Origin of the sequence: Chryseobacterium sp. (assembly GCF_008014695.1) — a bacterium.
Lineage (GTDB): Bacteria > Bacteroidota > Bacteroidia > Flavobacteriales > Weeksellaceae > Kaistella.
This window is the reverse complement of record NZ_VOXE01000002.1, coordinates 541,557-567,839: the sequence shown is the minus strand read 5'-3', so window position 1 is coordinate 567,839 and position 26,283 is coordinate 541,557. Positions and strand designations below refer to the sequence as shown.

Annotated in this window: 30 protein-coding genes, 1 tRNA gene and 1 pseudogene; 21 read left to right on the top strand and 11 right to left on the bottom strand. The window is 38.0% G+C overall.

All coding sequences use genetic code 11. From position 1 onward, the window contains the following. Nucleotides 1-5: 5 nt before the first annotated feature. Complete coding sequence (locus tag FUA25_RS13460; RefSeq protein WP_147756341.1) at nucleotides 6-98, bottom strand: HopJ type III effector protein; 93 nt, start codon at nucleotides 96-98, stop codon at nucleotides 6-8. Between the two features lie 143 nt (nucleotides 99-241). Between FUA25_RS13460 and FUA25_RS07035 the strand changes: the two genes are divergently transcribed. The 6 genes from FUA25_RS07035 (at nucleotide 242) to FUA25_RS07010 (ending at nucleotide 4,555) form a co-directional block, all read left to right on the top strand. After that, nucleotides 242-607 (top strand): hypothetical protein, encoded by a 366-nt coding sequence (locus FUA25_RS07035; protein ID WP_147756190.1) that lies wholly within the window; start codon nucleotides 242-244, stop codon nucleotides 605-607. Between the two features lie 255 nt (nucleotides 608-862). Next, nucleotides 863-1,348 (top strand): hypothetical protein, encoded by a 486-nt coding sequence (locus FUA25_RS07030; RefSeq protein WP_147756189.1) that lies wholly within the window; start codon nucleotides 863-865, stop codon nucleotides 1,346-1,348. A gap of 338 nt (nucleotides 1,349-1,686) precedes the next feature. Further along, entirely contained in the window at nucleotides 1,687-2,142 is a 456-nt protein-coding gene (locus tag FUA25_RS07025) for a DUF5063 domain-containing protein (protein ID WP_147756188.1), read from the top strand. Continuing rightward, complete coding sequence (locus tag FUA25_RS07020) at nucleotides 2,135-2,632, top strand: hypothetical protein (RefSeq protein WP_147756187.1); 498 nt, start codon at nucleotides 2,135-2,137, stop codon at nucleotides 2,630-2,632. The genes FUA25_RS07025 and FUA25_RS07020 overlap by 8 nt, the downstream gene beginning before the upstream one ends. Nucleotides 2,633-3,052: 420 nt before the next feature. After that, the gene (locus FUA25_RS07015; protein ID WP_147756186.1) at nucleotides 3,053-3,535 is read left to right on the top strand and encodes a hypothetical protein; all 483 of its coding nucleotides are present in this window, start codon (nucleotides 3,053-3,055) and stop codon (nucleotides 3,533-3,535) included. A gap of 432 nt (nucleotides 3,536-3,967) precedes the next feature. Then, complete coding sequence (locus tag FUA25_RS07010; protein ID WP_147756185.1) at nucleotides 3,968-4,555, top strand: hypothetical protein; 588 nt, start codon at nucleotides 3,968-3,970, stop codon at nucleotides 4,553-4,555. A 57-nt stretch (nucleotides 4,556-4,612) separates the two neighbouring features. Here FUA25_RS07010 and FUA25_RS13455 read toward each other — a convergent pair whose 3' ends face one another. Then, nucleotides 4,613-4,693 carry a HopJ type III effector protein gene (locus FUA25_RS13455; RefSeq protein ID WP_147756340.1) on the bottom strand — a complete coding sequence of 27 codons (81 nt, stop codon included), beginning with the start codon at nucleotides 4,691-4,693 and terminating at the stop codon, nucleotides 4,613-4,615. A gap of 132 nt (nucleotides 4,694-4,825) precedes the next feature. On the opposite strand from FUA25_RS13455, the gene FUA25_RS07000 reads away from it, so the two are divergent. Continuing rightward, the gene (locus FUA25_RS07000; RefSeq protein WP_147756184.1) at nucleotides 4,826-5,383 is read left to right on the top strand and encodes a hypothetical protein; all 558 of its coding nucleotides are present in this window, start codon (nucleotides 4,826-4,828) and stop codon (nucleotides 5,381-5,383) included. Here the strand turns inward: FUA25_RS07000 and FUA25_RS13450 are convergent. Further along, the gene (locus FUA25_RS13450; protein ID WP_147756339.1) at nucleotides 5,375-5,527 is read right to left on the bottom strand and encodes a HopJ type III effector protein; all 153 of its coding nucleotides are present in this window, start codon (nucleotides 5,525-5,527) and stop codon (nucleotides 5,375-5,377) included. The genes FUA25_RS07000 and FUA25_RS13450 overlap by 9 nt on opposite strands. A 182-nt stretch (nucleotides 5,528-5,709) precedes the next feature. On the opposite strand from FUA25_RS13450, the gene FUA25_RS06990 reads away from it, so the two are divergent. From FUA25_RS06990 to FUA25_RS06965, 5 genes are all read left to right on the top strand, one after another. After that, nucleotides 5,710-6,294 carry an AAA family ATPase gene (locus FUA25_RS06990; RefSeq protein ID WP_147756183.1) on the top strand — a complete coding sequence of 195 codons (585 nt, stop codon included), beginning with the start codon at nucleotides 5,710-5,712 and terminating at the stop codon, nucleotides 6,292-6,294. Beyond that, nucleotides 6,222-7,106 (top strand): AAA family ATPase, encoded by an 885-nt coding sequence (locus FUA25_RS06985; protein WP_147756182.1) that lies wholly within the window; start codon nucleotides 6,222-6,224, stop codon nucleotides 7,104-7,106. The genes FUA25_RS06990 and FUA25_RS06985 overlap by 73 nt, the downstream gene beginning before the upstream one ends. A gap of 3 nt (nucleotides 7,107-7,109) precedes the next feature. Beyond that, nucleotides 7,110-7,970, top strand: a complete 861-nt coding sequence (locus tag FUA25_RS06980; RefSeq protein ID WP_147756181.1) for a DUF4435 domain-containing protein — start codon at nucleotides 7,110-7,112, stop codon at nucleotides 7,968-7,970. 239 nt (nucleotides 7,971-8,209) lie between these two features. After that, entirely contained in the window at nucleotides 8,210-8,719 is a 510-nt protein-coding gene (locus FUA25_RS06975) for a hypothetical protein (protein ID WP_147756180.1), read from the top strand. A gap of 390 nt (nucleotides 8,720-9,109) precedes the next feature. Beyond that, a complete protein-coding gene (locus tag FUA25_RS06965; protein WP_147756178.1) occupies nucleotides 9,110-9,802 on the top strand; it encodes a hypothetical protein in 693 nt (230 codons plus the stop codon). 256 nt (nucleotides 9,803-10,058) lie between these two features. On the opposite strand, the gene FUA25_RS06960 is transcribed toward FUA25_RS06965, so the two are convergent. Beyond that, a complete protein-coding gene (locus tag FUA25_RS06960) occupies nucleotides 10,059-12,398 on the bottom strand; it encodes a polyribonucleotide nucleotidyltransferase (RefSeq protein ID WP_147756177.1) in 2,340 nt (779 codons plus the stop codon). A gap of 174 nt (nucleotides 12,399-12,572) precedes the next feature. Then, nucleotides 12,573-12,842: a 30S ribosomal protein S15 gene (rpsO, locus tag FUA25_RS06955; protein ID WP_147756176.1), complete on the bottom strand. Its 270-nt coding sequence runs from the start codon at nucleotides 12,840-12,842 to the stop codon at nucleotides 12,573-12,575. Nucleotides 12,843-13,017: 175 nt separating this feature from the next. Between rpsO and FUA25_RS06950 the strand changes: the two genes are divergently transcribed. Genes FUA25_RS06950 through FUA25_RS06940 form a run of 3 tightly spaced genes read left to right on the top strand, consistent with a single transcriptional unit; the run spans nucleotide 13,018 to nucleotide 15,717 of the window. Next, complete coding sequence (locus FUA25_RS06950; protein WP_147756175.1) at nucleotides 13,018-13,587, top strand: pyruvate decarboxylase; 570 nt, start codon at nucleotides 13,018-13,020, stop codon at nucleotides 13,585-13,587. A 56-nt stretch (nucleotides 13,588-13,643) separates the two neighbouring features. Beyond that, entirely contained in the window at nucleotides 13,644-14,987 is a 1,344-nt protein-coding gene (gene mgtE, locus FUA25_RS06945; RefSeq protein WP_228411667.1) for a magnesium transporter, read from the top strand. A 7-nt stretch (nucleotides 14,988-14,994) separates the two neighbouring features. Beyond that, nucleotides 14,995-15,717, top strand: coding sequence for an ABC transporter substrate-binding protein (locus tag FUA25_RS06940; RefSeq protein WP_147756173.1), 723 nt, complete (start codon nucleotides 14,995-14,997; stop codon nucleotides 15,715-15,717). On the opposite strand, the gene FUA25_RS06935 is transcribed toward FUA25_RS06940, so the two are convergent. Together FUA25_RS06935 and FUA25_RS06930 are read right to left on the bottom strand one after the other, a co-directional pair. Beyond that, complete coding sequence (locus FUA25_RS06935) at nucleotides 15,712-16,161, bottom strand: GAF domain-containing protein (protein WP_147756172.1); 450 nt, start codon at nucleotides 16,159-16,161, stop codon at nucleotides 15,712-15,714. The genes FUA25_RS06940 and FUA25_RS06935 overlap by 6 nt on opposite strands. Nucleotides 16,162-16,173: 12 nt before the next feature. After that, a complete protein-coding gene (locus tag FUA25_RS06930; protein WP_147756338.1) occupies nucleotides 16,174-17,601 on the bottom strand; it encodes a TonB-dependent receptor in 1,428 nt (475 codons plus the stop codon). A 56-nt stretch (nucleotides 17,602-17,657) separates the two neighbouring features. Between FUA25_RS06930 and FUA25_RS06925 the strand changes: the two genes are divergently transcribed. The 5 genes from FUA25_RS06925 (at nucleotide 17,658) to FUA25_RS06905 (ending at nucleotide 21,728) form a co-directional block, all read left to right on the top strand. After that, the gene (locus tag FUA25_RS06925) at nucleotides 17,658-18,422 is read left to right on the top strand and encodes an MBL fold metallo-hydrolase (protein WP_147756171.1); all 765 of its coding nucleotides are present in this window, start codon (nucleotides 17,658-17,660) and stop codon (nucleotides 18,420-18,422) included. A gap of 67 nt (nucleotides 18,423-18,489) precedes the next feature. Beyond that, nucleotides 18,490-18,574 (top strand) — tRNA-Leu (locus FUA25_RS06920). Nucleotides 18,575-19,221: 647 nt separating this feature from the next. Further along, the gene (locus tag FUA25_RS06915) at nucleotides 19,222-19,752 is read left to right on the top strand and encodes a YceI family protein (protein WP_147756170.1); all 531 of its coding nucleotides are present in this window, start codon (nucleotides 19,222-19,224) and stop codon (nucleotides 19,750-19,752) included. A gap of 25 nt (nucleotides 19,753-19,777) precedes the next feature. Continuing rightward, nucleotides 19,778-21,157 carry a hypothetical protein gene (locus tag FUA25_RS06910; RefSeq protein ID WP_228411666.1) on the top strand — a complete coding sequence of 460 codons (1,380 nt, stop codon included), beginning with the start codon at nucleotides 19,778-19,780 and terminating at the stop codon, nucleotides 21,155-21,157. A gap of 61 nt (nucleotides 21,158-21,218) precedes the next feature. Next, nucleotides 21,219-21,728 (top strand): YceI family protein, encoded by a 510-nt coding sequence (locus FUA25_RS06905; RefSeq protein ID WP_147756169.1) that lies wholly within the window; start codon nucleotides 21,219-21,221, stop codon nucleotides 21,726-21,728. Nucleotides 21,729-21,808: 80 nt separating this feature from the next. Here the strand turns inward: FUA25_RS06905 and FUA25_RS06900 are convergent. The 3 genes and pseudogenes from FUA25_RS06900 to queG form a co-directional block, all read right to left on the bottom strand. Beyond that, nucleotides 21,809-21,919: pseudogene (locus tag FUA25_RS06900) on the bottom strand (DUF2459 domain-containing protein); the annotation flags it as partial. A gap of 1,204 nt (nucleotides 21,920-23,123) precedes the next feature. Beyond that, nucleotides 23,124-23,828 carry a TIGR02117 family protein gene (locus tag FUA25_RS06895; RefSeq protein ID WP_147756168.1) on the bottom strand — a complete coding sequence of 235 codons (705 nt, stop codon included), beginning with the start codon at nucleotides 23,826-23,828 and terminating at the stop codon, nucleotides 23,124-23,126. Between the two features lie 306 nt (nucleotides 23,829-24,134). Beyond that, nucleotides 24,135-25,064, bottom strand: coding sequence for a tRNA epoxyqueuosine(34) reductase QueG (gene queG / locus FUA25_RS06890; protein ID WP_147756167.1), 930 nt, complete (start codon nucleotides 25,062-25,064; stop codon nucleotides 24,135-24,137). An 87-nt stretch (nucleotides 25,065-25,151) separates the two neighbouring features. Here queG and FUA25_RS06885 point away from each other — a divergent pair, with 87 nt between their 5' ends. Beyond that, on the top strand, nucleotides 25,152-25,439 hold the full coding sequence (locus FUA25_RS06885; protein ID WP_147756166.1) for a rhodanese-like domain-containing protein: 288 nt from the start codon (nucleotides 25,152-25,154) through the stop codon (nucleotides 25,437-25,439). Nucleotides 25,440-25,500: 61 nt separating this feature from the next. On the opposite strand, the gene FUA25_RS06880 is transcribed toward FUA25_RS06885, so the two are convergent. Next, a complete protein-coding gene (locus FUA25_RS06880; protein WP_147756165.1) occupies nucleotides 25,501-26,280 on the bottom strand; it encodes a zinc ribbon domain-containing protein in 780 nt (259 codons plus the stop codon). Between the last annotated feature and the right edge of the window lie 3 nt (nucleotides 26,281-26,283).

Here is a 26,283-nt window from a genome sequence, read left to right as displayed (position 1 = left end):
ATTTTCTAACTTCTCACTTCTGCCTTCAAAGCTGCCCCTTCAAACGAAATTCCGTCCCACGCGAACTCCATAAAATTCCGGATATTTTGGTGGTTAATTACATTATCGTCTGCTGATTTATTATTATCGAAACTTGCTTATATTTGATTGCTCACGAAGATCACATTCATAAGACCAATAACATACTACGGTTGTGTTAGTATTATTATATGAGACATATATCCAAGTTAGCCACAATTTTATGACAGACCAAGAACTTGAACTATTATTGAAAAAAAGAGTTAAGTCGTTTGACTTAAAAAAGACTGCGTTTGACACTCTTGACAAAATTTTTGCTGACAACTCAGTCAATGCCGACTTTTTATGTGGTTTTAAGCAGGAAGAAATTATTACAAAATTCGATGGATTTATTTACCACATTGACAGACGAAATGGTGCTTCAATTATTAGAACTAAAATAGGCTTGTATGTTGAAAATCAAGATTGGACTGAAAATTTAGAAGGAATTGGATACTACGAACTTGAAACCGATTTGAACGGAGAAGCATTGGACGACTGGTTTGTAATTGAAAAAGAAAAATACTTGAAAGACATTGGAATTATTTGAAGTTCCCTTCTGCTTGCAAAAGCTTCCCTTTCAAACGAAATTCTGTCCCATCCAAAGCCATAAAATTCCGGATATTTTTGGTGGTTATTTACATTTCTCGCCTGTTGATTCATTACTATCGAAACTTGCTTATATTTGATTGCTCACGAAGATCACACTCATGAGACCAATAACATAATACGCTTGTGTTGGGATGATGATATGAGACATATAAACAAGTTACCTACAATCTCACGACAAATATTCTGTTTAAAAATGTATGAAATTGAATTTGAAAATTTTGGGAATATTTTTATACGAAAAAACCAAAAGGAAGTTTTATTAGTAAAACGAACTACCAATTTTTACGGTAAAGTTTTAGCAGAATATTTTGTGAACGGTAACTTAATATTAAAAACAGAGTCAATAAAATCAATTTTTTGGAAATTAAAAATTATACAGGTAAATGATAATTTTCAAATTAAGGAAATTGGCAACTATAATCTATTCAAAACTAAATTTAATTGTAATAACGCAGAGATAGAGATTAATGATAATCCTTTCTATCTAATAAATAAAAAATATTCTACAATTAAGTTTTCAAAAAGTAGAATAGGAGTTGTTAAAATGAAAAACAGAATTGGTGTAAATAAGAGACTAAATTTATTGCTAACTCTTGATTTTTCAATAGATGACACAGACAAAGAATTTGATAGCTTACTGTGTTATGCTATAACTTGTAACTTGTTAAATGCAGGCTAAAAAATAGAGACTGCAGGTAACAAAGTATTTCTATTAGTGGGTTGAAGTTCACATCATAAAGATTTTCACTAGTTGTTGGACGCAGCCATAGCAACCCGGGAATTTTCTAACTTCTCCCTACTGCTTTCAAAGCTTCCCCTTCAAACGAAATCCCGTCCCACCCAAAGCTATAAAATTCCGGATATCTTGGTGGTCATTTACATTGCTCGTCTCTTGATTCATTATTATCAAAACTTGCTTATATTTGATTGCTAACGAAGATTAAATTCATAAAACAATAGTTGTATTGGTTTTACTATATGCGACATAGTTGTGTTCCATATTAGAACGACACTACAATGAAAGAACTTATTCCGACAATAAACGAAATTGTTAAGTATGGACTTCAACCAAACTTGACAGTAACTGACAAAGAAAAATTGTTAGAAAGACACCTCGTGAAAATTTACGACCTATATTTTGACATAGAATATAAGTTTGACGAAACAGAATTTCCAGATTATGACAACTCAAAACTGCCAAATCTTAGACAAAATATAAAGAGTAATTTTAAGGACTTCGGATTTTACAAAACTATACTTGACATTAACGACATTGACAACTTACATGACAACGCAATCGGTGACGCAATTGACGACCTTTCCGACATTATTGCCGACTTACTAGAAATTAAATGGAGAATTGAAAATAATAGTTTGGCGGACGGACTTTGGTTTTTTGAATTGATTTTTTACAGTCATACACAGCAACATATTATCGACCTTTTAAACTTTATGAAGCAAAAAAATGGATGACGAAAAATTAATTCCCGATTTATCAAATTGGAGAAAATATAATGGTAATGAATTTTCAATTGAAGATTGGATTGTAGGTGAAGGAAATGTAAATTTTGCCATTGCCTATTCTTTTCTTTTTTGGCCTGAATTTTTAGAATATGATGATTGCATTATATTTAAAAATCATTTTGATAAGACCAACTTCGAAAATTGGAAAAACACTGAATACATTAAAAATTATGCGCAAATTGAATCAGTTTTAAATCATATTCATATTTTGGATTTATTTGGAACAGACGAAAAAAAAGATGAAGTGACTTACGAGCAAATTTTGTTTTTAGGTAAAAAACTTTGTGAGATATACTCAGCAAAACTTAAACACGAATTCCCTGAAAAGAAATTCATTTTTGATTTTAATGGAGATGAAAAGCTGACAGCATTTGACGAATATGAAATAACATTTTATCAAGAGAAAAACTTAAACCGAATGACAAAATGCGGCACATAACTGCACCTCAAGCAAGTGGGGGTTTAGTGCTTCTGTGAAAGTGAAGTGCTTCATCCAAGTTTTGGGCTTTTAATGAAGTTCACTGCTGAAAAACCCCTCCTTCGTATAGTTGTGAACCTTTGGCTCTCAAACCATCCTTCATCGCAGCCAAGCATCCCGGGAATTTTCTAACTGCTCACTTCTGCTTTCAAAGCTTCCCCTTCAAACGAAATTCCCACCCACCCCAATTCCCTGAAATCAGGATATTTTGATGGTCATTTGCATTGATCGTCTGTTGATTCATTATTATTGAAACTTGCTTATATTTGATTGCTCGCGAAGGTCATATTCATGAGTCAAATACAACACAATAGTGTTATTGATCTTATGATCGGAGACCTATATACGTGTTAGCAGTAATTGTAAAATATGGTGTCACAATTGAATTTCATCGAATTTAAAGATAGATTAACGGATTTAACTGTCGATGGGAATCCATTTCTTAAAGGATCTCCATTAGCGCTATTGTCAATTAATTTTTCGAATAAAATTTTTTACGGACGACTAGAAAAACAGGAATTTTATATTACAAAAAACGCGAATATTCTTCTTACACCCTTTTTAATTAGTGGTGAATTTAAAAAGGTGGGAAAATTCACAGATGTTGAATATGAAATTTCACCATTAAAATTCGGCTATTATTGGATGAAAATGTATCCGATTATTACAAATGTAATTCTATTGACAATTATTATAATTAATGTTTCTGAGTTTTCGTTTCAAAAGGTGAACTTAAATTTTATAACTATATTTATTTTTATAGCAGTGGAAGCGTTTTTATTTTCTCCATTGCTCTATTTAAAAAGATGTAAAATCGCATTGGAAAGAAAATTTTTAGAGAACCTTGAGATTAGAAACCGCTAAAAACACATTTGCAATAGCCGGGTTTTAGCTACGTTGATTTTCAATTCTTGCTCCACACACAGTTTTGTGGTTAATCAAACATTAGTTTTTCAAATTAAATTTTGTGGTAAGAGTCCCGCCCTTTGGGTAGCTGCAAACCGTTGGCGCAAAAACCCTGCTTCATCGCAGCCAAGCATCACGGGAATTTTTCAACTTCTCCCTTCTGGTTTCAAAGCTTCCCCTTCGAACGAAATTCAGTACCACCCAAACTCCATAAAATCCCGGATATTTGGTGGTCATTTACATTGATCGTCTGTTGATTCATTATTATCGAAACTTGCTTATATTTGATTGCTCACGAAGATCACATTTGTGAGACCAATAACATAATACGGTTTTATTGGTATCATCACATAAGATATATATAAGTTACCAGCATTTTACAGACAATTCATGAAAATAGCTCGAAGTGATTTAATCAAAGTTTGCGATGATTTTCTAGAAAATAAAATTGATAAAGTTGATGTTGAAAATTTTGCTTCTGAAATGATTTATATTGATGACGATTTTGAAGATGACATTGTTGCAACTATTATATTTGAATGGGATAATGAAATCATTAATTATGAAATTAACGAAGTGAATATTAAACTTTGGAAAAAATGGCTTCAAACTGATGAAAATGAACTTTTGGAACATAACATTTGGAATGTACATATTGAACCGCAAAAAAAAATCTGTGAAAAATATAATTCAATTTGGAAACCTATAAATAAAAAACTTAAAATTGGAATTTCTGACAATTTGAATGACAGCCCAATTAACGGACTTCGGCATTCACAAGAAAAAGGAACTACAGGATGGTTTATTTGGTCGGGAGAATATTCTGAAAACAATGATTTTTTTAAACCAATTTGTGCCGAACATTTATTGCAAATCAGACCTGAGATTATAAAATATTTAGGTTTAGAAATCGGTTTCAGATTTCTCGTCGATAATAAAGGTTATGAAGATGTTTGGAAAGATGAAAATATCAAATAAAGAAAACTGCTGACAATAAGGTATTTCTACAAGCTGGTATTAAGTTCTAGCGGAGATTTAGCGCTTCCCTTCAAACGAAATTCCCTCCCACCCGAACTCCATAAAATCCCGGATATTTTGGTGGTCATTTACATTGATCGTCTGTTAATTCATTATTATCGAAACTTGCTTATATTTGATTGGTCACGAAGATCACTATCTAAGACCAATACAACATAATTCGGTCATTGATATTCTGATAGGAGACATATACAAGTAAGCACCAAGCGTATGACGACAGAACGACACATAGAACTGGGACGACAAACAGCACTAATTTCATTCTTGCTTGGGACAGTTATTTTCGGACTTTACTTCCTGACTTCTTCGTTTGAATTACTTTTCGTTGGTTATGGATTTATCGCATTGACGGGCTTAATAAACATTGGAATATTAATCTCAATTCTGTTAAAAGCCTATAAGGACAAAGAAAACAGAAAAAAACTATTGACGACTTGCGGACTAATGTTAATGAATATTCCTGTAATGGTTGTTTACTGTTGGGTGGCAATTATACTTCTCGACACGATGAGGATCACTTTCACAAACTCTACACAGACAACCTTGACTAACATAAACATAATTGGTTGTGGCGGTGGACAAATTGACAAGCTCGAAATTGGAGAAAGTGAAACGGTTTGGGTTAAAATAACTGGCGACTGTTCAATAGACCTTAAATATTTATCCAACGGACAACAAAAGGAAGAAGGTGTTGCTGGCTATGTAACAAGCAGTATGGGACAAAAAATAAAACATAACATTGGCGGACAAAACGAAGAATTATTTTAGCAAACCCTGATTCATTGCAGCCAAAGCCTCCCGGGGATTTTCTAACTTCTCACTTCTGCTTACAAAGCTTCCCCCTTCAAACGAAATTCCGGCCCACCCAAACTTTATAAAACCCCGGATATTTTGGTGGTCATTTGCATTGATCGTCTGTTAATTCATTATTCCCGAAACTTGCTTATATTTGATTGTTCACGAAGATCATATTCATAAGGCTAATAACATAATGCGGTTGTTTTGGTATTATGATAGGAGACATATATACAGTTAGGATCAACTTTAAGTCATGCAATAACGACAAGATTGAATAAGTAAAACATATTGACGAAATGAAAATAAAAGAAATAAAAATCAGAAAGCTATATGGCTTCATGGACAAAGACATTGAATTTAAGAACAACATATCAATTCTTGTTGGCATAAATGGTTCTGGAAAGACGAGTGTTTTAAATTTAATTAATTGGTTATTGAAACCTAATATTGGTGAATTATGCCAAATAGAATTTGAGAGTATAACGCTTGACTTCAACTATAAAGCCGATGATTACATACTTGTTTGTGCTCAGAATAAAGTTGAAATAACTTTCAATCTTGAAAATGCTTCAAAAAAGAAAAAGTTTAATCAAATACAAGCAACTTTTAAAACACACCCAAAAAAGCTCACAAAAAACGAACAGCTTAAGGACGCAATTGCCGGTATATATGAAGGCTTAGGACCTGAAGAACATGAAAAGGAAACTTGGGCATTTTTATTTGGGGAATTACCAAAGCCTATTGTGATTGGTCTAGACCGTAACCTGTATACAGAGGAGGGTGAAGAGATACGGTTTCAAACTGAAAAATTTTATCTAATGATAAAAAAAGAGCAATTCGTAGAGAAAGACTTAATAATTATTCACCTCTTAGCAAGGTAAAACAATTATTAAGTCAAGAACACAATATCTATAGAAATAAAATACTTCAATTATATAGTTCGCTAAATGAGAAAATAATGCTTTCCGCATTTGATAAAATCTTTACTAAAACAAATATTGCTACACTTCTTAAAGAACCTAAACCAACAGTAAGTGCAATAGATATATTAAAAGAGCAGGTTGTCAATTTTTTAAAAGAGAATCAAACTATAAAAACAAGTAAAAAGACAGCAAGTATAAATGTATCAATAAAAAAGGTTAACACTTACTTTGACACACTAAAGTCCATTCTAAAGCAAACTAAAAGTGGTAAGGAAGCGCAAGATTTATTATATATAACAAATATTAGCCAATTTAAAAAGATTAATGATTTAGTTGTAGAATTTAAAAACTTTGAGACTGATACACAAAAATTGTATTTCCCACTTAAAGACTTTTTAGACACAATTAATAAATTTCTGATTGATTCATCAAAACAAATTTATTTTGACAAAGAAAGTTCTGAAGTGAAATTTAATATTCTGGATAAAAATGACCAAAAATTAGACGATAATAGAGATATAAAAAATCTATCTTCAGGGGAAAAACAAATTCTCATTCTTTTGACATATATTAAATATAACAGTAATCTTAATGTGTTCATAATTGATGAGCCTGAATTGTCACTTCACCCCAAATGGCAAAGTGAATTTCTAGATGCTGTGGAAAAATTGATGCCAAAAGATTCACAACTGATAATTGCGACACATTCACCAGAAATAATTGGCGATAAGAAGGAATTTTGTCAAGTTTTACTTCCATATAATTCATAAAATATGATTAGTGTTGAAGATAGCATTCCTAAAAAAGGAGACAAGTATTTAATGGGTCAAGATATTATTTGGACTCAGTTCAATGATGTCAATTTTTATGTAGAAGACATAGACCAAGAGAACTTCTATTTAGTTGTTCTTAAAAAATTATTCCCTGAAATAAAAATTAATAGAATTTTTCCTCGTGGTGGGAAGGAACCAGTGCTCAAAGAAGCTAGAAAATCTCTTAGGAACAAAAAGAAGGTATTTATATTAGACTTAGACTTTGACGAAATACTTGATAAAAAGGAATCCCTTAACAATGTTTTTTACCTAAAAAGATATAGCATAGAAAATTATCTAATTGAAAAACACGCAATCACGGAATTTTTAAAAGAAGAGAATTCTAAAATAAAAAAAGTTGATTTAAAAAGATTTGACTTATCAGATTTTTTTAAAGAGTGTAAAGATATTCTTAGGGATTTGGCTACAAATTTTTTATTGATTAAGAAATTTGAACTCGGGAATAAATATTTAAAAATCGAACCGCATCGCGATTGTGATTTTCGTTCAAACCCTTGTTGTCTTAGGCCTACCATAACGACTCCATATTTCAATTCAATTGAGAATAAACTAAAGTTAATAAATCCGAGATTAAAATATCATACCCAACTTGCAAAACATCGAACACATTTTAATAGTGTTTTAAAAGTGTTAATTAATATTCCAGGAAAGTACTTAATTGGGATACTAAAAACTAAACTAAAAAAGCTTTTTTCAATAAGCCAAATGACAATTGATAGTTTTGCTTACAGACTTGCAAAGAATTGTCAATTTCAAGAATTACAATATTTAAAAGTGGACATACTGAATTATGTCAAATAAAGCAGCTGCTAACAGTACTTACCCGAAAAGTGGTGTTTCGTGCTTTTGCAGACACATTTGTGTAAGCTGAAAGTTCACTTCTCAGAATGAAGTTTAGCTGTAAAAATCCTGCCCTTAAGGTAGCCGCGGCACGTTAACGCATTCCGCAGGGGCTAAAGGGATTCTTATGGAACTACTACAACTGCAGGCGTTTATTAGCTGAAATTTTAAATCCACATGCATTTCAAATTTAAAATTAGATGAATCCAATTTTTCATTTTGCCCAAGGTTTTTACGACATTGCTTATAATGCTGCTTATAGGAATAAAATAGATGGAACTGAAAAGGGATTTCAAAGACTTCCAACTGCGGTTATTAACTTTAATTTTTCAGCAGAACTATATTTGAAAGGTTTACATACTATTACAACGAAACTAATTATAAACGGACATGAACTTTGGAAATTATTCAAATATCTATCTCCTGAAATAAAATCTGAAATTGAGGAATTATACAATAATTTCCTTGAAACGAATAAAGATGAATTGTCAAGCTACAAAGCGAAATTCATAGTTAACAATATTGAACCACTTGAAACTCGTGAATCTGATAATTTAAAAAATATGTTACTTGTTCATAATAAATCTTTTGAAGAATGGAGATATTTATATGAAAACAAAAAATCTATAATTTATGAATATGACTTCAATAAAATGGATTGTTTCATTAAAAGCTTAATTACCGTGATAAATAAAATACAAAAAAAATAAAAACTATAGCTAACATTGGTAACTGTTGCATAACCTCCTTTTCAAATAAATAACAGAAGTTTCTGTGGAATAAAAAAAGAAGCAGAAATCTTCCCGCACACCTTAAAAATCCTTCCGCAACTTCAAGAAACCTTCCGGCAACCCACAGAAATGTTCCGGCAACCTCCAGAAATGGTTCGGCAACCCACAGAAACGCTCCGGCAACGTACAGAAACGCTCCGGCAACCTCCAGAAACGCTCCGGCAACCCACAGAAATGCTCCGGCAACTCACAGAAATGGTCCGGCAACGTACAGAAATGGTCCGGCAATATTGCCGGACCATTTTTTTGGTGAATTATTCATTTATTTTATAATTTTGGTAGATAATTTTAACATTAATACCGTTTATTATGGAAAATCTACAAAACAACACCCCAGAAAGCGGAAATACCCCGAAACGGAACCAGTATATTTCCGCAGATGAACTGATTAACCGGATGAAAGTGGCTTTCTCCAATGCCCAGGAGCCGGAAATACAGAGCCAGCTGGAAACGGTAGGCATCACGAAAGCCAAACTCGAGTCTTACCTGCAGGAAATTGAGCAGCTGGAGCAGCTGAGCAACACCCAAAGACAGGCCTATGGCGAACAATATGCGGAGACCGACCGGTTCAATAACAAGCTGGCGGAAATTGATCTGCTGTATACGCGACACCGCAACCTGTGCAAAATTGCGATGAAAGGCAACCGCCAGGCCTATGCCACCCTCGGGATTGATAAGGGCCGGAAACGCGCCTTCTCCGCCTGGTACCAGCAGGTCAGCAATTTCTATGCACAGCTGCTCGCCAATGATGATTTCAAGGCGAAGGCTGCAGAGGTGAACATCAATAATGCCGACATTACCGCGCAGCAGAACGCCCTGCAGGAAATTTCTACGCTGAAACAATCCCAGAAAAAAGAACTCGGCGAAGCCCAGAAAGCCACCGAAATCCGCGATGAAGCCCTGGATCTGCTGTATCCCAAATACAGCGAGCTTACGGCGTATGCCAAAGTCCTGTTCCCTAACGACCAGACCCTGGAAAAACTGGGAATTATCGTGAGGTGAGAATCAAGAGTCAAGAACCAAGAGTCAAGAATCAAGAGGCAAGAGTCAAGGGCCAAGGAAAAAGTAGAGGGTTGCTTCGCTGTGCTAGCAATGACGAAGAGCTGATGGCTGATGGCGAATGGCGAGAGGCGAGAACCAAGAGCCAGGAATCAAGAGCCAAGAGCCAAGATTCAAGAGCCGAGCGCCCGGACGTGAGAAGACCGCAAAAAAAACCACCGAAAATTCGGTGGTTTCATTATAATATAGTGTCCTCAGATTAGAAACCTTCCGGCTTCTCGTCGATTGGATTTTCGCTTTCGTTCAAAGGCTTGAAGGTATCTTCACCTGCAGGCCGCTCAGTAGCTGTACCGCTGTTGCCTTGCTGCGGTCTGTCGTTTCCGCGGTTGTTGTCTCTTCTGTCGCCACCGTCTCTTCTGTCGTTTCTTGGCGGACGGCTGTCGCGGTTTTCACGGGAATCTCCCTCTCCTTCTCTTCGCTCCGTTCTTTCCGGTCTTGGCAAAAGGACTTTACGGGAAAGTTTCATTTTCTTACGGTCATCAAAGCCCATAAATTTCACTTCCACCATGTCGCCTTCGTTGTAAGGAACTTTGTCCAGCCTCGCCCATTCGATTTCGGAGATGTGAAGCAAACCTTCGGTTCCTTTCGCAATCGCTACGAATGCACCGAAGTCCATTACTTTCACGACTCTACCGTTGTAGATTTCGCCTATCGTAGGTACGAAACAGATTTCTTTGATCGCCGCGATGGTCGCATCGATATTTTCTCTGCTGATCCCGGAGATTTCAATTCTTCCGATCTCGCCAATCTCTTCAATCGCGATAACGGTTAGGAAATCTTTCTGCATCTGCTGAATGATTTTTCCGCCAGGTCCGATTACACCACCGATGAATTCTTTCGGAATTTCGAGTACTTCCATTTTCGGAGCGTGTGGTTTCACATCCACTCTTGGTTTGTCGATGGTTTTCATCATTTCTCCAAGAATGTGAAGTCTTCCTTCTCTTGCCTGAGCCAAAGCGGATTCCATGATGTCCATAGAAAGTCCCTGGATCTTAATGTCCATTTGGCAGGCCGTGATTCCGTCTGCAGTTCCGGTTACTTTAAAGTCCATATCCCCCAGGTGATCTTCGTCTCCTAAGATATCGGAAAGCACCGTGAATTTTCCTGATTCCGCATCAGTAATCAGTCCCATTGCAATTCCGGAAACCGGTTTTGAAATCTGTACACCCGCATCCATCAGCGCCAAAGTTCCGGCACAAACCGTCGCCATGGAAGATGAACCGTTGGATTCCAGAATATCGGAAACGATACGGATCGTATAAGGATTCTCTGCAGGGATCATTCTCGAAAGTGCTCTCTGAGCCAGGTTTCCGTGTCCTACTTCTCTTCTTGAAGTTCCTCTTAAAGGTCTTGCTTCACCGGTAGAGAACGGCGGGAAATTATAATGTAAAAAGAATTTTTCGTCGTAATTGATGGCGACTGAATCTACCATGTTGGCATCTTTCACGGAGCCTAAAGTTACCGCGGTCAGCGACTGCGTTTCCCCTCTTGTGAAAATGGCAGAACCGTGAGCGCCCGGTAAATAATCGATTTCGGACCAGATCGGACGAATCGTTTCAGGCGTACGTCCATCAAGACGGATTTTCTCGTTCAGGATCAGCTGACGCATCGCTTCTTTCTCCACATCGTGGAAATATACTTTTGCGAAAGGTTTTACCGTTTCCATTTCCTCTTCGGAATACTGGGAAAGGAATTCTTCTAAAACCGCTTTGAAGTTATCGCCTCTTTCTTCTTTTGCAGAAGGCGTTTTGGCCACTTCATATACTTTATCGAAAGTTTCTTTCCAAACCTTATCGCGGATCTCTTCGTCGTGGTTTTCGTGGGTGTATTCTCTTTTCGGTAAAGACTTGCCTACTCTTTCAGCCAGTCTTTCCTGAGCTTCAACCTGAACTTTAATTTCTTCGTGAGCGAATTTAATGGCTTCGATCATTTCCTGCTCGGAAATTTCGTCCATAATTCCTTCTACCATTACGATAGAATCTTTTGTAGCACCCACCATAATGTCCAAATCTGCTTTCGCAAGATTTTCCATACTTGGGTTAATGGAAAGTTCTCCGTTTATTCTTACCACTCTTACTTCAGACATCGGCCCGTTGAAAGGGATATCGGTAATGGCGATGGCAGCGGAGGCAGCCAGACCAGCTAAAGCTTCCGGCATCACTTCTTTATCATAGGAAATCAGGGCAATCATCACCTGAACTTCTGCATGGAAATCGGATGGGAAAAGCGGACGCAAAACGCGGTCTACCAATCTCATCGTCAATACTTCCTCGTCAGAAGGTCTTGCTTCTCTCCGGAAAAAGTTTCCCGGAATTTTACCGCCTGAATAGAATTTTTCTCTGTAATCTACCGTAAGTGGAAGAAAATCCACGCCCGGACTTGCGTCTTTGTTGGCGACAACAGTTGCTAGAAGCATTGTTCCGCCCATTCTTACTACAACGGAACCGTTGGCCTGTTTTGCCAGCTTCCCTGTTTCGATGGTGATCTCTCTCCCATCTTTTAATTGAATTGTTTCAATAATTGCTTGTGGAGCATTCATAAAATGTGTTCGTCTTTGGCACTCCGTATTGAGTGCGGTTAGTATTTAATCGTTTTAAATTTTCGTTTGCGAAGATACGGATTTTAGGATAAAGAAAAATCACCTTCAAAAACCTGAAGGTGAAAATAAAAAGCAGCTCCAGGGAGCTGCTTTTATAGTTTTTCGGAAAAATGATTATTTTCTTAATCCAAGCTCAGCGATAATCGCTCTGTATCTTGTAATATCTTTCTTTTTAAGATAATCCAAAAGCGCTTTTCTTTTACCTACCAAAGCTACCAATGAACGTTCCGTGTTGAAATCGTGACGGTTGGCTTTAAGGTGTTGAGATAAATGGTTGATTCTGAAAGTGAAAAGGGCAACTTGTCCCTCTGCGCTTCCTGTGTCTGCATCAGACTTTCCGTGTTTTGCGAAGATTTCTTTCTTCTTGTCAGTAGTTAAGTACATTCAAATATTATTTAATGATTATTATGTAACGGGGGCAAAATTACAACAATTTTCTGAATTCCAAAACATTATCCTGTAATCATTATTGAAGTAGTTTTAAATAAATGTTAAAACTTTCTTAATAATTGTATTCAATATCCTTTAATTGGCAGTAATTTTGCAAGGAGAACAGAAGATGAAAAAACCTTTATCCTTTACCTTTATTTACGCCTTGTTTTTCTTTGGTTTTACCGGCTGCAGTGCGCAAAATAATGGTCTTTACTTAACGGACTCAAGGAAGGTCATCAAAATCGCCTACTTCAACCCCGAAGTTTTTCCGGATCTGGAAGAAATCAAAGCCCCGACAAATACCGCCTTTTTTTCGGCCGTTTCAGATAAACTGAACACTTTTAAAAACAACCGGCTTCTTTTTCTGAATACCTCCACCTCATTCGACAATACTGACAAAGAAACGATCAGGGAATTCTGCCTGAACAACAGCGCCGATTTTGCGGTCATTCCGAAAGTCAAGTATTTCAAGGTGGGCATCGGTACTTATGTCTTTTCGAATCAGGTAGAAGTAAGCATGAAACTGTATGATGCGCAGGGAAATTTCATCACGGAATCCAGCTACAATACCTTCAGAAAAAATGCACGGATTCTGGGCTCTGCCGAAAACTCCATCAAAATAGGCACCAACGGTGCATTAAAGGACATCACCAAAAATATGCGCAGAATATACAGAGCGGAGCAGGAAAAATCCTAAACCCGCAAGTCATATTAAAACGCATTTCTCTTCATTTCTAATTATTTCAAGTATTTTTGCAGCATCAAACAAAAGAGATGTCTGAAACTACCGAACTTTTTTTTAATCCCGAAGATATCGCCGAATCGCTGAGTAAACTTCATGCCGATAAAAGACTTCTGGAGTTTCTGAAGGTTCCGAAGGAATATAAAGCCGAGGTTTTTGCCCATCTGGATCCCGATTTTCAGGAAGAAACCATCAGAAGCATCGGCAGCGAAGAAGTGGCGGAGATCCTGAATGCGATGACCCCCGATGACCGGACGGCGCTTTTTGAAGACTTTCCCGACGAACTCATCAAATCCTCCATCAACTTACTGAATCCACAGGAAAGACGGATCGCCCTCAAACTTCTGGGCTACCACTCCGACTCCATCGCTCGACTCATGACGCCTTATTATATCCAGATCCGGAAGGAATGGACCGTGAAAAGGTGTTTCGAACAGATCAAAAAAGTGGGAAAAAAAGTGGAGACCATGAACCATCTGTATGTGGTTGATGAAAGAAACCGTCTTATTGATGACCTTGCCATCGGAAACCTTCTGTTGGCCGACGAGGATCAGCTCGTTTCTGAGATTACCGACAACTACTTCGTTGCCATTCCTACCGTGACTTCCAAAGAAGATGCCGTTTCTTATTTCGAAAAATACGACAGAACAGCACTGCCGATCGTTACGGAAAGCGGCGTTCTGGTCGGGATTGTAACGATTGATGACATTCTGGATCAGATCGAACAGCAAAATACGGAAGACATCCAGAAATTCGGGGGGATGGATGCGCTTGATGAACCGTACCGACAAACGAACTGGTTCGAAATGATCAAAAAGCGTGGATTCTGGCTGATCCTTCTGTTTTTTTTCCAGTTATTAACAGCTTCTGCAATGGGGTATTTTGAAGATGAAATTCAGCAAGCGGTGGTCCTGACCCTGTTTGTTCCCCTCATTATTTCCAGTGGTGGAAACACCGGTTCCCAGGCGGCGACGCTGATCATCCGTGCAATGGCGCTTCAGGAAATCACCGTAAAAGACTGGTGGATCGTCATTAAAAAAGAAGTGATTACGGGTCTTTTTCTTGGTGGGATTTTAGGAGTTTTGGGATTTTTCAGGATCATGCTCTGGCAGTACGCCGGTTGGTTCGATTACGGGGAATACTGGGCATTTATTGGGCTGACAGTAGGTTTTTCATTAACCATGATCGTGATGTGGGGAACACTTTCCGGCTCCATGGTTCCTTTTGTTCTGAAAAGATTCAATCTGGATCCCGCAACATCTTCAGCACCGTTTGTAGCCACACTGGTGGATGTTACCGGATTGGTCATTTATTTCACGCTCGCCGGATTACTGCTGAGCGGCAAACTTCTTTAAAATTTCCATGAAAATCATCTCGCTGGTTCCAAGCATTACAGAAACGCTTTTTGATTTCGGTTTAACGGATTCGGAAGTGGTTGGAAGGACAAAATTCTGCATTCATCCGGAAGATTCGGTTAAAAAAGTGACTGTAATTGGTGGTACAAAAAACCTGAATATTGAAAAAATAAGGAGTTTAAAGCCTGACCTCATTATTGCCAACAAAGAAGAAAATGAAAAACTGCAGGTGGAAGAACTCGAAAAGGAGTTTAAAGTCTGGGTCACCGACATCAAAAATCTGCGCGACAACGAAAACTTTCTGCAGAAATTGGGAACCCTTTTAAATAAGGAGGAAACCGCGCAAAATTATGTTCAGAAAATACGGACGGTTTTCGGAAACCTCTCAAAAGAGCCTTCCAAAAAAACGGCATATCTGATCTGGAAAGCGCCGTATATGACGGTTGGAAATGACACGTTCATTCACCACATTCTTGAACAACTCGGTTTTGATAATATTTTCAAAAATCAGAAAAGGTATCCCGTTATTTCGATAGAAGAAATGCAGTCCGCAGAATACCTCCTGCTTTCCTCTGAGCCCTTCCCGTTCCGGGAAAAACACATGGCTGAGCTGCAGAGCGAGATTCCTACAGCAAAAATCATATTGGTTGAAGGTGAAGCTTTTTCCTGGTACGGCACTCCGCTGTTAAAATGGGGGCCTTACTACAAGTCTTTGTTGGAAAATCTATAGAATTTTGGCTACTTTTTCACAAAGCCACTCCAGCATTTCGCGGTCTTCGGCAGTAAACGGGTTCAGGGTATGTGAATCAATATCGATCTGGCCGATATTTTCGCCGTTTTTAATGATGGGAACAACGATCTCGGCTTTTGTATCAATGGAACAGCTCAGGTAATTGTCTTGTTCGTGGACATCGGGAACAACAAAAGTTTCGTTGGAGACCGCTACCTGTCCGCAAATCCCTTTTCCGAAAGGAATGATGGTGTGATCGGTTTTAGCGCCCACATAAGGGCCTAAAATCAGCTCCTCTTTATCGCCGTTTTTAAAATAAAAGCCGGTCCAGTTGAAATAGGGAATTTCCTGATCCAACAGATGACAGATTTTTTCCAGTTTTTCCTGCGTATTCTGGGCAGGGCTATCAAGTATCGAGGAAAGCCTTTTCTTTATTTCAGACATTTTTTGTTTTTTTTAGGTAAATTCTTTGAGTTTTACTTCTTCTTTGTAACCGAACATGCCGCGTTCCTTGATCATTTCGGCAACGCCTTTCGGAATCTGGTTTTCCCAGCCTTTTTCATGGGTTGCAATTTTGTTCAGGATATCTCTGGAATAAATTTCAGCGTGTTTCGGATTGTAGTTTTTGATGTCCAGAATCCGTTTATTGAGTTTGAAATATTTGTACAGTTCCTTCAGATTGTCGCTTACCTTAAGGTTTTCAGAAGTAAGGAATTGGTGCGTGACAGGATCCTTGTAAGGATAAAGGTACACCCTCATATCCTGACGGAAGAATTTCCCGAACGCTTCGAGGATTCCACCTGACAGATTTTTATAGTAAGACTCATCAAAAACCATCAACAGATTATTTACGCCCATTGCCACACCGATTTTCTGGGAAGTGTAATGTGCAAAATAATCAATAAGGCGGTAATATTCAGAGAAATTGGAAATAATCACGGTGTAACCCAGTTTTGCGAGAACATCTACCCTGTCCAGGAAATCCCTTTCATCAATATCACCAGATGCACGAAGATTTGAAATGGTGATCTCAAAAAGAACTTCCGTATTTTCAACTTCACATTCGGCATCTTTCAGGAACATTTCAAGGCCGTTTTCGAACATATCAATATTTACGAGCGTTACAGGACGGAAACTGCCTCGTACCGCAAAAATATTTTTTTTGTAAAGAATATCTGCCGGAAGCATATTGTTGCCCTGCGGATTAAAAATTACCGCATCGGTCATTCCGTTTTTCACGAGCTGCAAACTCATCAGACGGTTATCAACATAGCAGAACGCAGGACCGTTGAAATCGATCATATCAATTTCGATATTATCGATGGCCACATCATCATAAAGCGATTCGATAAGTTTTCTCGGATTGTCGGAATAATGAAAAGCGCCGTAAATCAGGTTTACTCCAAGACTTCCAAGAGTTTCCTGCTGAAGCGTCGCATCATTTTCCTTGAATTTAACGTGAAGGACAATTTCGTTGTAATCTTCATGCTCATCCAACTGGAATCTGATTCCCACCCAGCCGTGACCCAGCATGGTTTTATCGAAATTAATCGTGGTTACGGTATTGGCATAGGAAAAAAACTTTCTTCCCGGAGTGGCCTCTCTCGAGAGGCGCTCTTCAATCAGGGAAACTTCATAGCGGAGCATTTTGCGAAGTCGGTTTTGGCTCACGTAGCGGTTCTTGAACTCTTTGCCGTAAATGGCATTACTAAATTCCTTATCGTAAGCCGACATGGCTTTTGCAATGGTCTGCGAAGCCCCTCCTGCGCGGAAAAAATGACGGACAGTTTCCTGACCGGCACCAATTTCGGCAAAAGTCCCGTAAATATTTTGATCCAAATTGATTGCTAACGCTTTCTGTTTGGGTGTTAATTTCTGATTGATCACAGGCGATTCTAATTTTTTGTAAATTTACCAAAATTAAACCCAACGTCAAAAAAATGAAGTTGAAATTTTTAGGCACCGGAACTTCGCAGGGCGTTCCCGTTATCGGCTGCAAATGCAAAGTTTGTAAGTCCGAAAATCCGAAGGACAGACGTTTTCGTTCTTCAGCATTGATTACTACGGAAGAAGGTGCAAAATTCCTCATCGACTGCGGGCCGGATTTCCGTATGCAGATGCTTCAAAACCATGAAGAGCACGTAGATGCGGTACTGCTTACCCATGAACATAATGATCATGTTATAGGACTCGATGATATGCGTCCTCTGATCTTCAGACAAAATAAAGAGATGCCGCTTTTCTGTCATAAAAGAGTCGGTCGAGAAGTGATGGAACGTTTTCCGTACGCTTTTGCAGACGAAAAATATCCTGGAGCGCCGCGATTCGAACTTGTTGAAATCACAGAAAAATTTAATTTAATGAATACGGAGATTATTCCGGTTGAAGTGATGCATAACCAGATTCCCGTACTGGGTTTCCGCTTTAATAATTTCGGTTATATCACCGATGCAAGTGCGATTCCTGAAAATGAAAAAGAGAAACTGAGGGGTCTGGAATATCTTGTCTTAAACTGCCTCCGAAAAGATAGACCGCATCCGGCTCATTTCATTCTGCCTGATGTGCTGCAGCTTTTTGAGGAACTTAAACCGAAGAAATTATACCTGACCCATATTTCCCATGAAATGGGTCTGCATGTAGAAACTGAAAAAGAACTTCCGGAAAATGTGCATATGGCATGGGACGGACTCGAAATAGACTTTTAATTTACGGAAAACAAAGAAAAATTTTTAGGAAGTAAAAATAAATTCTATATTTGCACCACCAAAAAATGCCCGGTTGGCGGAATTGGTAGACGCGCTAGACTCAAACTCTAGTATCGCAAGATGTGCCGGTTCGATTCCGGCACCGGGTACCAAACAGGAAAAGCAATAATTGCTTTTCCTGTTTTTTTTTTGATCAAGCTTTATCCATGTTCAAGGTGCGGAGATTGCCACTACACAACTTCTTTTCTGTATTTTCTTCCATCCCGACAGACATCATCTGGCAACATCAACATATAATACTTCTCCCAGGATGTTGGTAATTTGGGTTTTCCATCGTTCCAATCAGCACAAATAATCAATTTCCCATTCAATGGTTTGATTATCTTGAATTCAATAGGTTTAAACCATTCCATTTACGGGCGATGCGCTATGCAGAAAGCTTCACTGCCCCACTAGCGGAGTTTCAAAAATCCTATTCCACTTCCAAGTCCCTCAGTTTCATAAGATAGTTATTCAGTCTGGAAATCGAAAGTGTTTTTGCGTGACCCTCGTCACTATTCAAAAACTACCATTTTTAACAGTCTTTTAACAGTTCTTTATTTTTCCCAAAACCATTTCACTTATATCGATTTCGAATTAAGTATTCTTTACTAATATGTTTATTTTAATAAATATTTATCATCTTTTATTGCGAAGAGATATATATCATGTAAAAAATATGCAAATTATTACTGATTCAGTAAAATCAATTATACCTTTGTTCTGTTAAAAGCAAATAATTAACCTCAAAATTAAAAAAATGAAAAATTTCTCAACATTCAAAGTTTTGGTAATGACCATCGGACTCTTTAGCGGGCTGTTTTCCGCACAGAACATTACCGGAAAATCAGCAACTGTTTCCGTAAGCGGCACCTCCCCTATGCATGACTGGACGATGACCTCCAATACTGCGAACTTCTCAGGAACCGTAAGCGGAAATTCCATTACCAATGTAAAATTTGCAATGGCCGCTAAAAACCTGAAAAGCACAAAAGGAAAAATTATGGATAACAAAGCTTACAATGCCCTGAAAGCCGACAAAAATCCAAATATATCTTTTACAGCTGCCACACTAAACGTTGGCAAAAGCACATTATCTGGTAAACTAAGTATTGCAGGTGTCACCAAAACAGTATCACTGCCGGTGAGTGTCATTAGAAACGGTAAGTCTTACCACATCAGTGCAACTGAAGACATGAAAATGTCAGATTTCGGTATAGAAACTCCGGGTTTTTTGGGTGTGCACACTGGGGATGCCATTACTGTACACGTGACCATTACCGCTAACTAAACAATAACCATTAAATTTTAAAAATATGAAAACAATGTTAATGAAAGCTTCAATGCTTGCCGTATTATTCTCAGGAATAAGTTTTACGAATGCTCAGGAAAACTCAATGAGAGCCTATCTTGCACCGGAAAAATACAGCCGTGGCATATTCGAAGATCCAAAAGTGGATGCACCGGAATACGACGGCGTAAAGGTCTCCGTTGGCGGAGATTTCGCACTGCAGTTTCAGGGTTTGAAACACAGCACCGAAGGCACCCTTCCGGCTGGTGTAACCCTTATACCGCTTGGAAAAGACGTTAATTTACCCGAAGCCAACCTGGATCTTAATGCCTACCTTTCAACAGGCGTAAAAATGCACCTCAGAACATATCTTTCAGCACGTCACCACAATGAGGCCTGGGTAAAAGGGGGTTATATTCAGATAGACAATCTTGATTTTATTTCCAAAGGCTTCATGAGTAACATCATGAAATATGCAAGGGTCAGAGTTGGAATGGATGACCTTAATTACGGTGATGCCCATTTCAGAAGAAGTGATGGTGCATATACAATCAATAATCCGTTTGTTGAGAATAACATCATGGATTCCTTCACCACTCAACCGTACGCTGAATTTTACGGATTCTACCAAAATTTCATTGGAATGGTGGGAGCTTCCAACGGGAAAATGAACCAGACGGTTGTAAACACCGCCACGTCGAACATCAATCCTTCTATTTATGCAAAAATTGGTTTCGACAAACAGATAGATTCTGACCTTAGATTAAGACTCACCGGGTCCGTCATTAAAACCAGCGGTTTAACCACAAACGGACAGTTATTCGGTGACGACAGAACAGGATCACGGTATTATTACGTATTGCTGACTAGTGCTGACCAGGCTGCCAGTGCTGCAAAAAACAGTTCATTCGGTACTGACAATCCTTCAACAGGCAGATTCAATCCAGGATTTAAAGACATGACCGCATTTCAGATCAACCCATTCATCAAATACCGCGGATTTGAATTTTTCGGAACCATTGAAAGAGCTTCAGGAAATAAAGTACTGACCGTTGCAGGCGTTCCTACAAAACGAGATTCTGACGGTGCTTACAACCAGTTTGCAGGGGATCTGCTTTACAGATTTGGCAGCAAAGAACAGTTCTATATCGGCGGAAAATACAACACCGTTAGCGGAAAAGACTTCGACGCAATGCCTACAAGAAAAGTAGACCGCTGGAATATTGATGCCGGTTGGTTTTTAACAAAAAACATTCTGGCAAAAGCGGAATATGTAAACCAGAAATATGACAACAGTTTAGGTTGGGGTACTTATACCGCATCAACAAACACCTGGAATCCAAATACCGCACTTTACGGTGGTAATTTCAAAGGCTTTATGCTTGAAGCAACCATTGGTTTCTAAATATCAGTAAATTTTTCAATCAGAAGGGGGCTGTCTCCGGCCCCTTTTTTAAACTCCAATTATGAAAACTCTAGTCACCGGCCTGCTTCTCTTCTGCTTAAGTCCGCTTTTACGCTCACAGACCAACCGGGTGGAGATTAACGGCCGAACGAATATCAATACATTCAAATGCACAAACCAGAGTTTCACCAATTCCGGAAGCCAGTATTCCTTAGGAGGAACACACCTGCCCAATGTCATTCTGAAAGTGGAAGATTTCGACTGCCGTAATAGAATGATGACTTCTGATTTCAAAAAAACTTTAAATTCTGACCGTTTTCCGAACCTCAGCATTAAATTTATTCAGTTCAACAAAGCGCTTTACAATAAATACGACGCAGTGGTAGAGGTCAAAATGATGGCTGTAACGAAAAAATACAGTGTTGAATTCACCTCCCAAAACAGCAGCCTTGTTGGATATAAAAGACTGAAGTTCTCGGATTTCAATATTACAGCTCCAAAAAGAATGGGTGGTGCAGTGTATGTCAAAGATGATCTGGATCTCGTATTTACCCTGGCAATGGAAGATTAACCTTCTAAAACTTTAAACATCAGAGGTTAAATTTTTCATATTTTTTTTAATGATGTTGAACTCCCTGAAAAGGGAGTTTTTTATTTGTAATGCTGAAAAATTCCGATGTCAGAAGGCGTCCAGAGGGCGGCTTTCTGTCCTGCAGCTTTCAGTCCGTCATTTGTCCAGGTATTGCAAGTGGTCAGGAAGCTATTACAAAAAAAACAGAAAGAAAAGAATGTTGAATATTCTAATAAAACCCCAAATTATTATGAGATATTGAAATCTGTTCTTGTGTTCTCCCTACAAGAAGATAAGTTAAAATAGCAATGTTTTTCAATAATCTCATCATGGGCAATTTCTACTCGTTGCTGGTGCACTGTTAATTATCATTTTCTTTCTGAAGATGAAAATGTTTTAAAATTAATAACAAACTTGAGGTAAAAAAAATTAAAAGTGAAACGAAATTGAAAATACTATTTGACAATCTAGCATTTGAAAATCCCAAAAAATAAAGTAAAGTACATAGTAAAGATATTTCACAGAAAATAAAAAAATAACGGTCCCTGTATAATTTAGATTTGAATCCCACAATTAAAGTACCAATTATAAATACCGTTAATAATCCTTCCCAAAAAATTTCGTGGAAATGAGAAAGTGATATAATATCATAAATAAATTGATACAAAAAAAGTAATAAGCAAAGAAAAAGTGGTATCTCATGTTCTCCGGGCATATTTATCCATAGAAAAGAAATAACCCATATTAATTTTAGAAAAAAAACTTTTTTTTCATTTTTAGGGTAATTTCTGTTGGTTGCAGAACCATTTCCACTAGTAGAATGGGGAGTTTTAACAGTAATCAGTCTCAAAATTAATAGATGTGAAAGCTGTGGAAAAGAGTAGCTTGGGGTGAGCCATATTGCTAAAAATTTCAATTACACGAAAAAAAATCTCATGAAAGTAAATTTTTATTTATTATTTCTTTTAAGTTGACTCTTCATTTTTAACAGGATTTTTAAAATGCCAAAATAAAAGAACAATGGAACTTGTTAAAAATACAATGAGCGGAGTTAAAAACCATATTGAATATTTTAGATTTTCATTACTGGTGTCAAATTTTAAAATGTATAATATTCCTGTAATCCAAAGAGATATCATACAAAATAAAAAAAGATATCTTTCTTTAAAACGATTACAATTTGCAGCAATTAACAAAGTCCAAATAATAGGAATTATACAAAGACCCTCCCAAAGGATTTCATTTGTAAAAATTGAACCCATAAATTGAAATAGTACTATAATCATTATCAAAAATATAGGATATGTGCTATCACTCATCCCTATAATCAAAAAGAAAGACAAAAAGAAAAGAATCCTGACTATTCTCATAACCGTTAGGGACATGTTCTATTTGTTACTGGACCATTTGAATTAGAACTCCCTGCTTATAATGCTGAAAAATTCCGATGTCCGAAGGCGTCCATAGGGCGGCTTTCTGTCCTGCAGCTTTCAGTCCGTTATTCGTCCAGGTATTGCACGTGTTCAGGAAGCTGTAGCGGCCTTTTGCGTCATAAAAAGCATCATTTTTTCCGTAAACTGCATCCGTTTTAATGAGGATTGGTCGGCCGTTTGCGTCCCGGTCGAATTTATCGCGGATAAACTGTATGAGTTCGAGATATTGTTCATGCGTGAGCGTGAGCTTTTTGCAGTCTTCCCCTTCGGTCATTCTATCGTAATAAGTACAGTGCATCGCCGATTCACTCAGCCAGAAAGCGGCATTGAAGGCCGTGGAAACTTTCAGCTCGGCCCAGGTTGGCGTATCGAGGTAAAAACCTTTGTCGCCCCACCCGATGGAGAGATATTTGAAATCATTTCTTTGGGAAAGCGTGTTCTCAAAAGGAATCTCTTTGCTCCAGTCCATTTCTGCAGATTTTACCGGCACCACCAAATCGGTATGAACACCGTTGGTCAGGATATAAGCGGTAACAGTTTCTGGTTGGGTAACCTTTTTCTCAGGTACTTCTATGTAAGGAATTAAAAATCCGCAGATTAAATAAAACACAACTACGGCAACGATGGCGCCAAGTGCTTTGAGGATCACAAGAAAGATTTTCTTCATTTTCAAATGTATTAAAAAAATAACATTAAATTTTTATGAAGATATCGTTTAATTTGAAATAATATTTTTAAATTTATTTGCGAAACAGCAAGGATATATGCCAAAAAAATCCAAATCATCCAAAAGATTTAAGATCAGAGTAAAAGTTGCACCGAAAAGGAACCAGAAAAGACGGTAATTCTCCGGAATTTTCTGAAGATCGCGTTTAGCTCAACACTTTGATTTTATGTAAGCCTTGATTTTTAAAAATCTGAAGGCCCGGTAAAATTTCTCTATTAAGTTTGGAAAACCGTTTTCCGAACAGCATTACTTACCCAAAAATTCTATATTTCTTTTCAGGCCTGCAAACTTTGTACGTTTTACAGGCGACTTTCTGAAAATTTCTGAAAAAAGTTCCTGAGTCAAAGCTTTCCAGTCTTCTTTTCCATAATTTAACAAATAGGAATTGGGTTTGAATTTTTCCTGCTGATGTGGAGCGGAAAAACGGTTCCACGGACACACATCCTGACAGATATCGCAGCCGAACATCCAGTCTTCCATTTTATCGGTGAAATCGTCCGGGATTTCGCTTTTCAGTTCAATCGTTGCGTAAGAAATGCATTTGCTGCCGTCAATAATTTTGTCCGAAACAATGGCCTGGGTCGGGCACGCATCGATGCATTTTCTGCAGGTCCCGCAATGATCGGTCGTCGGATAATCTTCCTGAAGCTCGAGATCGCAGATGATTTCAGCCAGAAAATAGAAAGAACCATTCTGTCGGGTGATCAGATTAGCATTTTTCCCTACCCAGCCAATTCCGGATTTCCGGGCCCAGCTTCTTTCCAGAACCGGTGCCGAATCCACAAAAACACGGCATTCAAAATCACCGATCTCTTCCTTCAGTTCTGCCACCATTTCCGCCAGAATTTCTTTCAGAATTTCATGATAATCCTGCCCGTAAGCATATTTTGAGATCTTAAAATGCTCCAGAGCCGGCAGTTCCTCTTCCGGGAAATAATTATAGGAAAGCGAAATGACGGATTTTGAACCTTCCACCAGAATCTGAGGATTAAGCCTTTTATCGAAATGGTTTTCCATATAAGCCATCTCGCCGTTAAAATTATTTTTGAGCCAGTTTTCGAGCGGTCTTGCCTCTTCTTCCAGAAAACCTGCTCGCGAAATGCCACACCCGTTGAAACCAAATTTTGCGGCTTTGGTTTTGATCAGATTTGAATAGATTTCGACTTGTGGTTTCATAAAAAATCGCCTTGCAAAACTAACATAATTTTATAACTTTGCTTATCCGGCGGGAATTCGCGGGAATAAAATTTAAAAAATTAAAATATGTCATTAATAGAAGTCCTGAAAGCAGGAAATTACCATTTGATCGACGTCCGTGAGCCGATGGAACTCGAAATGGACGGAAATATTGAAGAAGCACAGAACATTCCGCTCGGCGAACTGGAAGACCGCAAACAGGAAATCACCAATCTGAGCGGTACAAAAATTTTCTTCTGCAGAAGCGGAAACCGCAGTGGTAAAGCTGTTGATTATTTCAAATCTGAGGGTATGACCGATGTTTACAACGGCGGCGGCTACGAAGAAATGAAAGCGACGCTGGAGCAACTTTAACTGATTGCCACAAAAAATCCCGCTGAAAAATATTCAGCGGGATTTTTTTATGGGTAAATGATTAGAATTTAATGATATCCTTCATTCTTTCGTTTTCTTCGTTCACCAAATCATCGTCTACCAGAATTTTCCCGGAATGCTCATCAATGATGATTTTCTTTCTCTGGGCAATTTCCATCTGCTTCTGTGGAGGCAGGGTGAAGAACGAACCTTTCGGCGCGCCTCTTTCCAGACCTACAACGGCAAGACCGGTAGTTGAGTTGTTTCGGATTCTGCTGTAAGATGCCAGAAGTCTTTCGTCGATTTTCGCAGCAAACTCCTTGGATTTTTCAATCAGGTAATCTTCTTCTTTCTGGGTTTCAGAAACGAGATCTTCCAGTTCTTCTTTTTTGAATTTGAGGTGGTTTTTAAGTTCTGATATTTTGGTATTCAGATCTTCGAAAGTCACATTTTTCATCTCGATATTGGCACTGAATCCTTTGATCTTCTTGTCAGCAAGCTGAATTTCCAGTTCCTGGAATTCAATTTCCTTATCCAGAGCTTCAAATTCCTTGTTATTTCTTACGTTGTCCTGCTGAGATTTATATTTTTCGATCAAAGAAGCCGAATGGCTCATCACCTCTTTCTTGGTGTTGATTTCGTCATTCTGTTCCTTGATTTCTGCCTGAAATTTTTCGGCTCTTTTCTCGAGACCTTGAATTTCAATTTCCAAATCCTCCACTTCTATCGGCAGTTCGCCTCTTGTATTGCGGATTTCATCCAGTCTGGAATCAATAATCTGCAAATCATAAAGTGCTCTTAATTTTTCTTCAACAGAAATTTCTACGTTTTTCTTAGCCATATT

What these genes read in the sequence shown, in the direction of transcription:
- FUA25_RS07035 (WP_147756190.1), top strand. Translation starts at nt 242, where the DNA reads ATGACAGACCAAGAACTTGAACTATTATTGAAAAAAAGAGTTAAGTCG.
- FUA25_RS07030 (WP_147756189.1), top strand. Translation starts at nt 863, where the DNA reads ATGTATGAAATTGAATTTGAAAATTTTGGGAATATTTTTATACGAAAA.
- FUA25_RS07025 (WP_147756188.1), top strand. Translation starts at nt 1,687, where the DNA reads ATGAAAGAACTTATTCCGACAATAAACGAAATTGTTAAGTATGGACTT.
- FUA25_RS07020 (WP_147756187.1), top strand. Translation starts at nt 2,135, where the DNA reads ATGGATGACGAAAAATTAATTCCCGATTTATCAAATTGGAGAAAATAT.
- FUA25_RS07010 (WP_147756185.1), top strand. Translation starts at nt 3,968, where the DNA reads ATGAAAATAGCTCGAAGTGATTTAATCAAAGTTTGCGATGATTTTCTA.
- FUA25_RS07000 (WP_147756184.1), top strand. Translation starts at nt 4,826, where the DNA reads ATGACGACAGAACGACACATAGAACTGGGACGACAAACAGCACTAATT.
- FUA25_RS06990 (WP_147756183.1), top strand. Translation starts at nt 5,710, where the DNA reads ATGAAAATAAAAGAAATAAAAATCAGAAAGCTATATGGCTTCATGGAC.
- FUA25_RS06980 (WP_147756181.1), top strand. Translation starts at nt 7,110, where the DNA reads ATGATTAGTGTTGAAGATAGCATTCCTAAAAAAGGAGACAAGTATTTA.
- FUA25_RS06975 (WP_147756180.1), top strand. Translation starts at nt 8,210, where the DNA reads ATGAATCCAATTTTTCATTTTGCCCAAGGTTTTTACGACATTGCTTAT.
- FUA25_RS06965 (WP_147756178.1), top strand. Translation starts at nt 9,110, where the DNA reads ATGGAAAATCTACAAAACAACACCCCAGAAAGCGGAAATACCCCGAAA.
- FUA25_RS06960 (WP_147756177.1), bottom strand. Translation starts at nt 12,398, where the DNA reads ATGAATGCTCCACAAGCAATTATTGAAACAATTCAATTAAAAGATGGG.
- rpsO (WP_147756176.1), bottom strand. Translation starts at nt 12,842, where the DNA reads ATGTACTTAACTACTGACAAGAAGAAAGAAATCTTCGCAAAACACGGA.
- FUA25_RS06950 (WP_147756175.1), top strand. Translation starts at nt 13,018, where the DNA reads ATGAAAAAACCTTTATCCTTTACCTTTATTTACGCCTTGTTTTTCTTT.
- FUA25_RS06940 (WP_147756173.1), top strand. Translation starts at nt 14,995, where the DNA reads ATGAAAATCATCTCGCTGGTTCCAAGCATTACAGAAACGCTTTTTGAT.
- FUA25_RS06935 (WP_147756172.1), bottom strand. Translation starts at nt 16,161, where the DNA reads ATGTCTGAAATAAAGAAAAGGCTTTCCTCGATACTTGATAGCCCTGCC.
- FUA25_RS06925 (WP_147756171.1), top strand. Translation starts at nt 17,658, where the DNA reads ATGAAGTTGAAATTTTTAGGCACCGGAACTTCGCAGGGCGTTCCCGTT.
- FUA25_RS06915 (WP_147756170.1), top strand. Translation starts at nt 19,222, where the DNA reads ATGAAAAATTTCTCAACATTCAAAGTTTTGGTAATGACCATCGGACTC.
- FUA25_RS06910 (WP_228411666.1), top strand. Translation starts at nt 19,778, where the DNA reads ATGAAAACAATGTTAATGAAAGCTTCAATGCTTGCCGTATTATTCTCA.
- FUA25_RS06905 (WP_147756169.1), top strand. Translation starts at nt 21,219, where the DNA reads ATGAAAACTCTAGTCACCGGCCTGCTTCTCTTCTGCTTAAGTCCGCTT.
- FUA25_RS06895 (WP_147756168.1), bottom strand. Translation starts at nt 23,828, where the DNA reads ATGAAGAAAATCTTTCTTGTGATCCTCAAAGCACTTGGCGCCATCGTT.
- queG (WP_147756167.1), bottom strand. Translation starts at nt 25,064, where the DNA reads ATGAAACCACAAGTCGAAATCTATTCAAATCTGATCAAAACCAAAGCC.
- FUA25_RS06885 (WP_147756166.1), top strand. Translation starts at nt 25,152, where the DNA reads ATGTCATTAATAGAAGTCCTGAAAGCAGGAAATTACCATTTGATCGAC.
- FUA25_RS06880 (WP_147756165.1), bottom strand. Translation starts at nt 26,280, where the DNA reads ATGGCTAAGAAAAACGTAGAAATTTCTGTTGAAGAAAAATTAAGAGCA.